The 11,670-nt window shown below is 67.3% G+C and carries 9 protein-coding genes and 5 pseudogenes; 6 read left to right on the forward strand and 8 right to left on the reverse strand.

The genetic code is table 11. From position 1 onward, the window contains the following. The first annotated feature begins 133 nt into the window (after positions 1 to 133). A complete protein-coding gene (locus tag AB0M62_RS32045; RefSeq protein ID WP_366077866.1) occupies positions 134 to 703 on the forward strand; it encodes a hypothetical protein in 570 nt (189 codons plus the stop codon). A gap of 122 nt (positions 704 to 825) precedes the next feature. Continuing rightward, entirely contained in the window at positions 826 to 1,317 is a 492-nt protein-coding gene (locus AB0M62_RS32050) for a hypothetical protein (RefSeq protein WP_366077867.1), read from the forward strand. 49 nt (positions 1,318 to 1,366) lie between these two features. Here the strand turns inward: AB0M62_RS32050 and AB0M62_RS32055 are convergent. Then, positions 1,367 to 2,011, reverse strand: a pseudogene (locus AB0M62_RS32055) (ATP-binding protein); the annotation flags it as partial. Between the two features lie 11 nt (positions 2,012 to 2,022). Continuing rightward, on the reverse strand, positions 2,023 to 2,802 hold the full coding sequence (locus AB0M62_RS32060; protein WP_366077868.1) for a hypothetical protein: 780 nt from the start codon (positions 2,800 to 2,802) through the stop codon (positions 2,023 to 2,025). Positions 2,803 to 3,200: 398 nt separating this feature from the next. Here AB0M62_RS32060 and AB0M62_RS32065 point away from each other — a divergent pair. Further along, positions 3,201 to 3,544: pseudogene (locus AB0M62_RS32065) on the forward strand (hypothetical protein); the annotation flags it as partial. 274 nt (positions 3,545 to 3,818) lie between these two features. Here the strand turns inward: AB0M62_RS32065 and AB0M62_RS32070 are convergent. From AB0M62_RS32070 to AB0M62_RS32080, 3 genes are all read right to left on the reverse strand, one after another. Continuing rightward, positions 3,819 to 4,460 carry a DUF1524 domain-containing protein gene (locus tag AB0M62_RS32070; protein ID WP_366077869.1) on the reverse strand — a complete coding sequence of 214 codons (642 nt, stop codon included), beginning with the start codon at positions 4,458 to 4,460 and terminating at the stop codon, positions 3,819 to 3,821. Between the two features lie 2,004 nt (positions 4,461 to 6,464). After that, complete coding sequence (gene lepB / locus AB0M62_RS32075) at positions 6,465 to 7,031, reverse strand: signal peptidase I (RefSeq protein ID WP_366077870.1); 567 nt, start codon at positions 7,029 to 7,031, stop codon at positions 6,465 to 6,467. A 47-nt stretch (positions 7,032 to 7,078) separates the two neighbouring features. Next, positions 7,079 to 7,510, reverse strand: coding sequence for a transposase (locus tag AB0M62_RS32080; protein WP_366077871.1), 432 nt, complete (start codon positions 7,508 to 7,510; stop codon positions 7,079 to 7,081). Between the two features lie 65 nt (positions 7,511 to 7,575). Here AB0M62_RS32080 and AB0M62_RS32085 point away from each other — a divergent pair. The 3 genes and pseudogenes from AB0M62_RS32085 to AB0M62_RS32095 form a co-directional block, all read left to right on the forward strand. After that, positions 7,576 to 7,779, forward strand: a pseudogene (locus AB0M62_RS32085) (IS481 family transposase); the annotation flags it as partial. A 316-nt stretch (positions 7,780 to 8,095) separates the two neighbouring features. Continuing rightward, on the forward strand, positions 8,096 to 8,446 hold the full coding sequence (locus tag AB0M62_RS32090; RefSeq protein ID WP_366077872.1) for a hypothetical protein: 351 nt from the start codon (positions 8,096 to 8,098) through the stop codon (positions 8,444 to 8,446). A gap of 133 nt (positions 8,447 to 8,579) precedes the next feature. Continuing rightward, complete coding sequence (locus tag AB0M62_RS32095; protein ID WP_366077873.1) at positions 8,580 to 9,068, forward strand: DUF1877 family protein; 489 nt, start codon at positions 8,580 to 8,582, stop codon at positions 9,066 to 9,068. Positions 9,069 to 9,229: 161 nt separating this feature from the next. Here AB0M62_RS32095 and AB0M62_RS32100 read toward each other — a convergent pair. From AB0M62_RS32100 to AB0M62_RS32110, 3 genes and pseudogenes are all read right to left on the reverse strand, one after another. Continuing rightward, a pseudogene (locus tag AB0M62_RS32100) lies at positions 9,230 to 9,646 on the reverse strand (transposase); the annotation flags it as partial. Positions 9,647 to 10,085: 439 nt separating this feature from the next. Then, complete coding sequence (locus AB0M62_RS32105) at positions 10,086 to 10,394, reverse strand: DUF6192 family protein (protein WP_366077874.1); 309 nt, start codon at positions 10,392 to 10,394, stop codon at positions 10,086 to 10,088. Positions 10,395 to 10,465: 71 nt separating this feature from the next. Beyond that, positions 10,466 to 11,661 (reverse strand): annotated as a pseudogene (locus tag AB0M62_RS32110) (dihydrofolate reductase family protein). Positions 11,662 to 11,670: the final 9 nt, after the last annotated feature.

Raw genomic sequence — 11,670 nt, forward strand, 5'->3', positions numbered from 1 at the left:
GCTGAACGCCTTCCAGATCGCCTTCGAGGGCCGCCTCACCCCGAGCAACAGCTGACCACTCAACAACCAAGATCAGCCGTTAAGTTGACACACCCTGCTGCGGCAGTTCTTCCGCTTCGCGCGGTCCCAGAAGATGCTGCTGGTCGATCCCACCCGCGAGCTGGGCGCGAAGGAGACGAACGGCTTCCGCGGCCAGACCCTCGCCCTCGACCAGCAACGTGAGCTGTTCCGGCGGTGGACAACAGACAAGCACGTGCACCCGCATGAAGCGGTGATGGGCATGCTCGCTCTGCTGCATGGCGCCTCCAGCTCCGAGGTGCGGATGCTGAGGATCGACGACATCGACCAGCAGGCCCATACTGTCCGGCTGGGGAAGCGGCCCCATCACGTCCCCCTGGACCCCGCTTCCTGGGCGGTGCTGCAGCGGTGCCTGGCCCACCGTGAGGCATGGCGGACGGACAACCCGCACGTCATGGTCACCAAAGGAACGAAGGCCGGGCGGAGCCCGGCCTCAACTGCCTATCTCTCCCACGTCCTTGACGACTGCGGCTTCCCACCCCGCATGATCCGCAGCACCCGTCTCGTCGACCTCGTGAACACCATGGACCCCAAGCTCGTCGCCGCGGCCTTCGGCATGGACCCGCAAGCCACCTTGATCTATCTCGCCGATCATGTCGACCCTGGGCGCCTGCCTGATCGATGAGCGTCGACCGGGCGCCAGAGAATCCGCTGGTCAGCAGGCTCGTCATCCCCCAGACTCGGATGTGTGCGAGGGGCCCTCGGCGATCAGCGCAGGGAACCCGTAACCGAAGGAGGGGAACGAGGATGGCCCACCTGCGACTCGCCTGGGTCCTGTCCGGACGTGGTTGGGCCGAATGCATCATCAGCGACCACCAGGCGGAAGCCGAAGTCACGGCCTCCTATATCACCGCTGCCCCCGAAGATCTCTTGACGACAGTGACACGTCTGATCGCCGGCGAGACCGAATGCCGAGCACAGTTCGAGGCCGAGCCCACCGCCTTCCGATGGATCTTCTACCGTGAAGGCACCAATGTGTGGATCCGCCTACTGGAGCTGGCCCACGGCAGTGACCACGACAACACTCGGACCGAGATCTGGTCCACCCAGCAGAACATTGACGTCGTTGCCCGAGCAGTGATCCGTTGCTTTGATGAGGTTGTGAGGGAGTACGGCGAGAGCGCATACCGCGGCAAGTGGGGTGAGCACTTCCCTCGCACCGAGCTCGAAGCCCTCAGGACCACGTGGCGCGAACATCGAGACGACTGGGAAGCCTCCTCAACACCATCGAACCCGTGAAGTTTCGGCAGCACCTGGCACGGGTTCGCCGGAACATGTGCGCTTTCGAGAAGGACTCGTTGGAGGCGATGGCGACGCTGTTCTTCTCCTCGCGTTCGGTCAGGACCTGGAAGAGGAGTTCGGCGCCGCGGCGGTCAAGTTCCATATAGCCGAGCTCGTCGATGCAGAGGAGATCGACTCGGCCGTAGCGGGCGATGGTCTTGGTCAGCTGCTTCTCGTCAGCTACTTCGACGAGCTCGTTGACCAGCTTCGTCGCTAGGACGTACTTGACCCGGTAGCTGGCCATCGCGGCCTCGGTGCCGAGCGCGATCAGCAGGTGCGACTAGCCCGTGCCCGAGTCGCCGATGAGGCAGAGCGGCAGTCCCTTCTTGATCCATTCGCATTTGGCGAGGGTGTGGACCATGGCCGCGTCGATGTTCGGGTTGGCGTCGAAGTCGAACTTGCGCAGCGACTTGTCGCGGGGGAACCCGGCGGCCTTGATGCGCTGTTCGGACCGGCGGCGGGCCCGGTCGTCGCACTCGGCCAGCAGGAGCTCGGAGAGGAATCCGAGGTAGGACATCTGCTCGCGGCTGGCGGTTTCGGCGAGCTCGGGGAACTGGGACCGGATCGTGGGCAGCCTCAGCATCCGGCATGCCTGGTCGATCGCTGCCGTGGCGGCCTGCTCGGTGAGTCCTCGCTGGCGGGGGATGGACACGCTGTTCTCCTTCAGGGGGTGGGGCGGTCACGGCGGAGCCGCAGGAGCTGGTCGTAGTGAGCGACCGACGGCAGAGGCCGTTTGTCGGGTGGCAGGCGGGCCCGGACGGCAGCCGGCAGCGGGGCGATGCTGGTTCGGCTCGCTGCTGATGGTTCTGGGGCCTGGGCAGGGTCGGTGTCGGCGTCTGCTGCCTTGCGGGCTTTAAGAGCGACAGCGTCCGCCGTCAGAGCACCGGTCTTGAGGGCGGCGGCGAGTCCGGTGACCAGGTGCTCGTGCGGCAGGTGTCGGCCGAGGAGGAGGACCTCGATGAGCGCGCGGGTGCCGTCCCGCTCGCCGTGGGCCTTGACGGCCGCTTCCCACCAGGCGTCGTGAACGGGGGTGAACCGGCCTGCGGACCGTGCCTGGTCGAGCGCGGTCGCTCCCGGCAGAGCGCCGGGCTTGCGCACGAGAGCTTCCAGGTAGTGGTCCAGTTCGAGGCGGGTGCCGCCTTTGGCGATCAACCGCTCATGCCGGGCGACCTCGTCCCGCCCGTCGTAGACCACCAGCTCAGAGGCATGCAGCATTGCGCGGACGTTCCGGCCGATCAGCCGGACCGGAACCGAGTAGCGGTTGGTGCGGACGCTGATCTGGCTGTAGCGGTCGACCCGCAGCGTGAAGAGCCGGCCCGTCTCGAAGGCCTCCTGTGGCAGCGGCGCCAGCAGAGGCTGCTCGGCTGCGAAGTACTCGCCGATCGTGCGAGGACGGGACCGGATCCGGCGATCCTCGTCCTCCTGGTCCCAGCGGTCGATCATTGCGTTGAGTTCGGCGACGTCGCGACCTCGGGCACCGGGACGAGGTGGTTGCGGCGGAACCAGCCGATTTGACCCTCGACCCCGCCCTTCTCGTGGGCGCCGCGGATTCCGGGCTGGCAGTAGAGAGCTTGAGAGGCATCCAGCGGCGCCGAAACCCCCGCCGCCCTCCGTGGCGAGGCCGGTGCCCTGCGTGTGCGGGCGGAGGGCCCGGCCGCTGGTCAGGGCCTCGTGAGCGGCGAGCACCGAAGTGGTCGCGCGAGGCGGCCTTCAATCCGTCGCTTGCCCTAATAGCACCATTTGAGCGATTTGTGAAATCCTGGAATGTGGCACACCAAGGAACGGCACCCACGGCGGTGACCCTCGTTCACCCCAGATCCGGCTGCCGGTGTGAGCTGTCCATGAGTGGGGATGCGATGTCGAGAATCGTCATCATCGTGGCTGTCGTGGTCGTCCTGGCTCTGGTCGCGCTGGCCCTGCGGACCATGACCCGGCGCCGGCACCTGCGGGAGCGCTTCGGGCCGGAATACGAGCGCACGGTCGAAGCGAAGCACAGCCGGGGAGCGGCCGACCGCGACCTGCGCGCGAGGCAGGAGCGGCATCTCTGGAGATCAGGCCGCTGCCCTCGACGGTCCGGGACCGGTACGCCCGGGACTGGACCAGCGTGCAGGAGCACTTCGTCGACCGTCCCGACCAGGCCGTGGGAGAGGCGGACCGGCTCGTGACCACACTCATGAGCGAGCGGCCAGAGATGGTGCCTCCGTCCGGCCCCCTCACTCACTCCGTCGCGCCAGTGCAACTGCCGTCACTGCCGTCGGCCTTGGTCCGGGGCCTCAGGCCGACAGTCTCGGCGCCGGCGATGGCTTTGATCGTGAAGGGCATCACGAGTTCGCTGGGCGCTGGAGGGCGCGCATCTGGCTGACGGCCTTGCTGAGCAGGTTCGTCGGCCGCCCGTTCCGTCCCGCCGGATGCTTCCAGCGGGACGGATGCGCTGCTGCCGATGAAAGATGGCGGGTCTGTCAGCAGCCGTTGAGGACCGAGGACAGGGAGCTCTTCTCAGCGGAGTCGACGGAGAGTCCGTAGTAGTACTTCACCTGGACCCAGGCGCGGGCGTAGGTGCACTTGTAGGTGGTGCGGGAGGGCCACCAGGTGCCGGGGTCCTGGTCGCCCTTGGACTGGTTGACGTTGTCGGTGACGGCGAGCAGCTGGGGGCGGGTGAGGTCGTTGGCGAGCTGCTGACGCTTGGAGGTGGTCCAGTTGTAGGCGCCGGAGTCCCATGCCTCGGCGAGCGGGATGAGGTGGTCGATGTCGACGTCGGAGGCGGCGTACCAGGTGGCGCCGTCATAGGGGGAGTACCAGCTGCCGCTGGTGGCGGCGCAGGAGGAGTCGGTGACGACGCCTGAGCCGTCGCGCTTGAGGACCGTTTCGCGGGTGTCGCAGGCGCCGCTGATGGTGATCCAGTGGGGGAACAGGTCGCGGCTGTAGCCGGTTCTGGAGTGCTCGGTCGTGACGGTGAGGGAGGCCAGGTAGGAGCGGGCGGTGGCGGCGCTGACCGGGGTGGGCAGAGCGGCCTGCGCCGGGATGGTGCCGAGGAAGGTGAGGGCAGCGGTGGCGGCGGCCACCAGGGCGGCAACCAAGCCGCGGCGGGCGTTTGTTCGCATGGGTGTCGACTCCCGGACTTAGGTGGTGGCGGGGGGCGCGCTCATCCTGGTCCGGGATGGTCTATGCGAGTAGACCTCTAAGGGTTAAATTCTTGTGACGATACGTCAAAGCCGTAAGGCGCGGTGACGCTCACGACTCCGTAGCCGCATGACCGGAGCGAATGTCGTTGCCGTTGGGCCTAGTTGGACTTGCTTCGACACGTATGCGACAGGGATGACTGGAAGCGCCCGATGCCCGCCGCGGCGCCCGGTTCCCGAAGCGGTGCCTGTTCCGGCACGGGACGATCAAGGATGAGCGGCCGTGGGGCGAGTGCCTCCCGGCGGGATTCGAACCTGAGCACACGGCTCCGGAGGCCCCGTACGTCTCACGCGTTCCAGCAGCTCAGGGCTTGTCTGCGGCCCGCCGGGGATCTCGCTGTCCGCGAATAGTCCGCAGTCGGGTGATGCTCCTGCCTACCCGTCGATCTGGACGTCCCATCCCTTGGGCAGCCGAGGCTCAATGCCGGGCGGGAGGATCTGGTGGATGCTGTAGCGTCCCTCTCCGTCCCCGGTTGCCCAGTCATCCAGCGCCTCGCTGAGTGGTGCGATGAAGGGGTCGCGCTGGTTGTTCCACAGGATCAGGGGATCCAGATCCCCCGTCGCCCATGCGCGCGTGCAGCCCTATGTCGGCGAAGCGGCCCCAGCCGACGATGTGGGCAACGATCAGCTCAGTTCCCGCTCCATGCCGTCACCCCCGCTCAGGATCATGCTGTACAGCAGGCGGATACAGCAGCCGCTCCGCACGGTAGCGTCCTCCCAGGGCCACAGCACGACAGGCTCGCACCATAACCGCACCAGATCGAGCGGGGAACAGCGGGGAATCGCGGTGAAAGCAGCTGAGGCCGAAGAGGCCGCGACGCGACCATAGACGCAGGTCGGGCCGCCCTGAACGAGGACGGACGTAGCTGAATGAGACGGAAACTGAGACGGCTGCGTTCTCGGGGTCTCAAAGTGGGTTCGTGGATTGGACACCAGCGGGATTGATGGAAGCGGGCTTCGCTGGCTTCTTGCCGTTCGCGGTCCTGCCAGAGGCATCTGTCCCCACCGTGCCTGGGGTTTACGTCGTCCTTCGTCGGCAAGGCCGGCGCAGGCTCAACTGGCAGGCGGCCTTCGTAAGCGACTGGACGAGTACCGGCGGCACGGATCGGGCGAGCCAGTTGGCCATTGGGGCGGCCGGTACATCTGGCAGCTCCAAAGAAGCGACCAGCTCCTCATAGCCTGGAAAGAACTCCATGAGGTCGACCCGGAGATGGTCGAAGCGGAGCTGATCGCTGACTTCGTGACGACGTACGGAGCCCGACCCTTCGCCAACCGCAAGGCTGGGCGGTCGCGGGGCGCCGATGCTGAAACCGCGCTCTGAGCTTGGGAATCGCCGGTGATTTGGCACGCGTTGAGGTCCTGACCAGCGACGACGGGTGCGGGAGCCGGCCGACTCGACCTGCTGCCACACCCGTCGTTGACCGCTGTTCCCCGACGGACCGGGCACGCAACGGGCACGCGCGACCTTCTGATCCGTAGCTCTAGCCGGATCGGTCAGCGACGGCCATACCGGTCGCTGCACGGTCATGGAGAGCGCTACTGGGCGAGGACGGTTGCTGCGGTTGCGGTACTTCGCTGCTGTACAGCAGGATCCCGGCGAGGGCGACTTTGGAACGGTGGGACGGGACTTGGCCCGCCGAGTCGCATGCCCGGACGTATGCCCGTCGGCTTCGGCACACGCGGCGGAGGGCATCGATACTCTGGGACTGGAACGAGCGGTGCAACTCTTCGGATGCCCCGGTAGCCCCGATAGTGGACGCTGCCGCCGACCGAGCCCTGACACGCCGAGCCCCGCGCTCACGCCAGCGACGATACAAATACTCAAGATCGCTTAGGCTACGGGCCACGGCGGCACAGCCGCGAGCGGCCGCCGGGCACGCCGCCCGGCCGCGTACCCCCCGATCCCCAGGCCGATCCCAACCAAGGTCAGCACGATCCCGAGGCCCCCGCCACCAACACCGCCGGCACAGTGAAACCCTTCTGCACTCGCCCGAGCACCCCAGAGGTCGCGACGCTGCCCGACTGCTCGTCGAGGAAGAACCGCGAGTCGTTCGAGTTCCCTCGGTGGTCGCCCAGCAGGAACAACCGCCCGTCCGGCACCTGCACGTCGTACGGTCCGGTTGCCGGGTTCACTTCGCCGCGCATCACATAGGGTTCGTCGACCGGCTTCCCGTTCACCGTGATCTGGTTTCCGTCGCACACCACGTGATCGCCGCCCATCCCGATGACCCGCTGCAGAACCGGTCTGTCCTGATAGCGATCGGGCACGCGGACGAGTACGACATCGCCCCTGCGTATCTCGCCCGCGTCGATGCTCTCGATGACCAGCCGCTCGCCCGGGCGGTACGTGGGCTCCATCGCCTCGCTCATGACGGTGGCCCCCTGGTAATTCGTGAGCAAGTACCCGATGCCCCCCAGCCCCAGGACCAGCCCGAGTGGTACCAGTACCCAGGCCGCGACCCTCAGCCCGCTGCCGACTCCCCGCTGCTGCATGAACACCCTTCCCTTGAACCGCCCGAGGCCGTGCGGACCAGCAGAGGCTAAACGATCTCGGGGCGGAAACGCACCCCACTCCCAAGGCCGCACAGGTCGGTGGAGTCTTTGACGCAGTCAAGTGCTGGCGCAGGGGGCCCTGGAGCACCAGTTTGGAAGATCGCGTAACCGGATGGGCCCTGACCTGGGGAGACGCTGACCTGCGCTGTCTGGGTCGCTCTCCGCCGTTCCCCGCTGCTCCCCTTTGGCCGCCGTCGGTTCAGGCACGTGGAGGGCACGCGATCACTCGTAGACGCGGGCGGCACTGAGCGCCCGGGCGAAGAACGTCCAGTCTCCCGCTCGGCCCGGACCCAGTTGCGCAGCGTCTCCCGGCTGACCCCCAGGTCCTTGCCGATGCCCTCGAAGGTGTGGCTCGGGTCCGACAGGTACAGCGCGACAGCGTCCGCCTTGAACTCGGACGAGTAGACCTTCATCACCATAAGAGATCCCTCCTACCCGGCCCCTACCGGGTCCGGGCTCAGAGGTGTCCACCCTTCGGGGACAGGTCCCGGCTCTGCAGCGGTTCGGGGTGCCCTCTGAGGTGCTGACCGACAACGGCAAGCAGTTCACCGCCCGGTTCGGCTCAGGCAAACCGGGTGAGGTCCTCTTCGACCGGATCTGCCGGGAGAACGGCATTACCCACCGGCTGACCAAGCCCCGATCGCCGACGACCACCGGGAAGATCGAGCGGTTCCACCAGACGCTGCGTACCTGCCCGCATGCCAACGCCAGCCTGACCTGCCCGGTCTTCGTCACCGGACCCGAGTTCCTGCCCGAACTCCGCGAACAGCACACCCGCACCCTGACGTTGATCGACGATGCCAAAGGCTGCGGCCACACCCGCGTCGCGGAGATGAACCAGCAGGTCGCCGACAACCTCGACCGCATGATCAGCCAGTTGGAAGAGGGCCCGGATGGGTGCGAGGAGGCCGCCGATGCGAGCTGACAACTCCCACCTGATCATTGCCGCGGTAGCCCGCCGGGCGGCAGTAACTCGGCGACGCGCGACTGCGGCCCTGCGGCGCATGGACGCCACCGGCACCGTGATCACCTTCGAGACCGTCGCCCGCGAGGCCGGCGTCTCCCGGTCCTGGCTCTACAGCCAGCAGGATCTGAGAGCCGAGATCGAGCGCCTCCGCGCCCGGCATAGCGTCCCTGCGGCTCGGCCGGTCATCGACCGGCAACGGGCCTCCGATGCCTCACTGCTTCGGCGCCTGGAGGTCGCCACCGAACGCAGTCGGCAATTGGGTGCAGACACCGGGAGCTCAGGGAGGCGCTGGCCCTGGCGCTCGGTGAACGCCGTGTTGTTGACGTCCGCCGAAACCTCAGTGGTGGCACGTCGAGCAACGATCGCCCCTGACGGCAGTTCGTGCTGACCCCGCAAGGGGCTTCTTCTCCGTTTCCAGAACCAGCCCGCCCCGCGGACCCCGGACAGCGGCTCCCTGTCAGTGACACGAGATAGGTTTCCCGCGCACGAAGAGGCGACCGTCAGCAGCAAGGACACACCCGGTGAGTATCCACATGCACTTCCGCGCCGTCCCGATCGAAGAGATCCAGGAGGACTTCGGCTGGCTGACCGAGTTCATGCTAGCGGCCTGGGACAAGCACAGCGAAGAGTACGCATCCGGAATCAGCACCTCCATCGAGCCCTTCAGCCACGTCAACGACCTTTTCACCAATGGATCTGACGGGGGCGAGGACCCAGGCGAGCGGAGCACCTTGCCCATCTACGGCGGGCGCCACATAGAAGACCCAAATCATGTCGATCTGGGTTTTTTGATCCTCGACCCGAACCAGGTACACGCGGCGGCGGAGTTCCTGCAGACGGCGTTCGACAGTCTTTGGAAGGCGGCTGGAGCGCAGCTCTATGGGCGGATCAACGGGTGGAATGACGCGCAGATGAAGAACTTCTACCTCCCCTACTACCTCGACCTGCAGGCCTTCTACCAGCGTGCGGCTTCAGCGGGCCATGCCATGATCAAGGTCGTCTGGGCCTGAAAAGCTCCGTCCCGAGGGTGGACCGCGAGCTGCCGGCGACACGCCCGAAAGAGATGCAAGTCGAGAGCGGACGGGCAATGCCAGTAGTTGCGTCGAAGGCACTGTCCTCACAGCATCACCGCAGAACAGAGCACTGATCATTCCGCCAGCTCAAGATAATGGCCGTTGATTTTCTTGCCGACGTCGTAGCCGCGTGTGGCCTTCGAGACGGTCTCGGCGGCCTTCACGGACTGGGAATCGATGATCAGGGTGACTGGGTAGGGGCAGCGGCCCAGGTTGGTACGGATCCTCCGTCGCAGCTGGTCGCGGATCCAGGTGACGACCCCGGCCCGGTTCCACCGCCAGAAGAACCCGTAAACGGTCTCCCAGGGAGGAAAGTCCGCAGGTAGGGCTCTTCACTTGGCGCCGTTGTCGACGACGTAGCGGATCGCGTCCACGATCTTTCGGCGCGGCCACTTCTCCGGGCGCCCACCTATCTTGGTCTCGCAGGCCGGGACTGGCAGCAGCGGTTCGAGAAGGGCCCACTCTGCGGGGGTGGTGTCGGACGGGTAGCGGCGACGGCGTGCGGGTGCGGGCATGGCGATCCCGTGGGGTGACGCGGGTCGGGGCTATTTGGCGAGCTGGGCGAGGGTCGTGCGGACACCAGTGAGCTGGGCGACGGCGAGCTGGGCCCATTCGTCGTCGGGGTGGCGGGCCAAGTGGGGTCGAGCGTGCCCGTGATCATCCGGGTCAGGCGGGTGAGGACCTGGCGGAACTGCTTCTTCTCGTACTCGATCCAGTCGGCCGGGTCGTCGGAGAACATGTATTCGTCCCGCGGGCGCCAGACGATCGGGGTCAGGGGCTCGGCCGCACCGACATCACGCAGGTGGCGGATCCCCCGGGTGACCTGGGACTTCTTCAGCCGGGTGGCGGCAGCCGGTTGCCTGGTCGTCAGCCCGGCCGGGCGGGCTTCCATCAGCGAGACTCGGACCAGGTCGCCGTAGTACTCATCGAGCGGGCGGGCCGCGCGGCGCACGGCTACTCGCCCTCGAGGAGCTGGGCCAGCTGCTCGTCCAGGGTGAACTCGCCGGCCTCGATCGCGGCCTCCAGCCAGTCGGCCGCGGCCCGCACCTTCGCCAGCCCGCGGCGGACGGTCCTCCTCTCGTCGTCGGTGAACTCCTGGCCGCGCAGGCGGGGAACCAGGCGGCCGATCGAGGCGACGTAGCTGTGGCAGGAGCCGACCAGGTCCAGGTACTCGATGGTGTGCTCGATCTTGCGGACCGCCGGGGTCCGCTCGCGGATCGTCTCGCGGGCCTGGGCAGGTAGGGGTGCCGCATGCTCGCTCACCGGAATTCCTTTGGCTGCGAAATGGGCCTGGCCTCAACAGCCGGTCACCAGAAAGTCAGCGTGGGCTGCGGCTACAGCAGGTGCTGGTTCGGAGCTTTCGCGGCGTCGGCGTATTCGGGCAGTTCGATGACGGTGACGCCTGCCTCCTCGAGCAGTTCGGTGCCGGCGGCGTCGGGGACGAACGTGTCGGGTTCGCGCCAGGCGGTGACGACGCGGCGGATCCCTGTGTCGCGGATGAGCTGAGCGCAGGGCCTGGGGCGGGAGGCACGCTTGGCGCAGGGTTCGAGGGAGCTGTAGAGGGTGGCGCCGGCCAGGCGCGGGTCGCCGCTATGAAGCTTAGCGAGGGCGCCCTCCTCGGCGTGATCGTGCGGGTTGTTTTCGCGGGAGTAGCTGCGGGCGAGTTCGGTGCCGTCGGCAGCGACGATGACGGCGCCCACGCTGAATGCGGTGTCGGACGGTGGGCATTGGGCGGCGAATTCGCAGGCGACGGCGAGCCATGCCCGATCGGCGGTAGTGGTTTCGCGGTCTGGGCCGGGTCGGCCGCAGCCGGCCGAGGTGGGGGTGTGGTTCATCGGGGCTCCGTGCTGATGTCCTTGGGGGCGTACCTGAGGAGTACCACGTCGCCGATCTGGCGGGTCTCCAGGAGTCTGAGGCGGGCGGAGGGGCCGCCCATGTAGTGCGCCGGGCCGAGCATCCGTACGGCGTCGCTCTGGCCGACGAGGAGCGGGGCGATGACGAGCTGGAGCTCGTCGGCGAGATGGTTTTCGAGGAGCTGGGTGTGGATGGTGCCGCCGCCTTCGACCATCAGCCGGTGCACTCCGTAGACGTCGCCGAGGACATCGAGAGCGACCTCCCAGGTGGCATCCTGCGGCACGCCCTGAACGGTGGCCAGGCCCCCGAGCGCCTTCCCCGCCTTATCCGCCGCTTTGCTGCCGACGGCCAGGACGAGCTTTGCCCCGCCGTGGTGCCAGAACTTCCACGCGGGGTCGAGATCGCCGGTGCCGGTGATGGTGACCTTCAGCGGATACTCCGGCAGCCCCGCCGCTACCCGGTCGGCGCGCCGCTGCTCGGAGTTGACCAGGAGGCGGGGATTGTCGGCGCGCAGGGTGCCGGCGCCGACGAGGATCGCGTCGACGGAGGCGCGCACCGAGTCGACGCGGTCGAAGTCCTCGGGGTTGGACAGGATGAGCCGGTCTTCGCCCGGGCGGGTGTCGAGGTAGCCGTCGAGGGACACGGCGGCGGACAGCAGGACATGGGGGCGGGACACGGGCAGCTC

It is taken from the genome of Streptomyces sp. NPDC051219 (assembly GCF_040682335.1).
In the GTDB taxonomy this organism is placed as follows: domain Bacteria; phylum Actinomycetota; class Actinomycetes; order Streptomycetales; family Streptomycetaceae; genus Streptomyces.

Excerpts from the sequence above, each read along its gene's own strand:
- lepB (WP_366077870.1), bottom strand. The coding sequence starts at position 7,031 with ATGCAGCAGCGGGGAGTCGGCAGCGGGCTGAGGGTCGCGGCCTGGGTA.
- AB0M62_RS32060 (WP_366077868.1), bottom strand. The coding sequence starts at position 2,802 with ATGATCGACCGCTGGGACCAGGAGGACGAGGATCGCCGGATCCGGTCC.
- AB0M62_RS32080 (WP_366077871.1), bottom strand. The coding sequence starts at position 7,510 with ATGGTGATGAAGGTCTACTCGTCCGAGTTCAAGGCGGACGCTGTCGCG.
- AB0M62_RS32070 (WP_366077869.1), bottom strand. The coding sequence starts at position 4,460 with ATGCGAACAAACGCCCGCCGCGGCTTGGTTGCCGCCCTGGTGGCCGCC.
- AB0M62_RS32045 (WP_366077866.1), top strand. The coding sequence starts at position 134 with ATGCTGCTGGTCGATCCCACCCGCGAGCTGGGCGCGAAGGAGACGAAC.
- AB0M62_RS32050 (WP_366077867.1), top strand. The coding sequence starts at position 826 with ATGGCCCACCTGCGACTCGCCTGGGTCCTGTCCGGACGTGGTTGGGCC.
- AB0M62_RS32090 (WP_366077872.1), top strand. The coding sequence starts at position 8,096 with ATGGACGCCACCGGCACCGTGATCACCTTCGAGACCGTCGCCCGCGAG.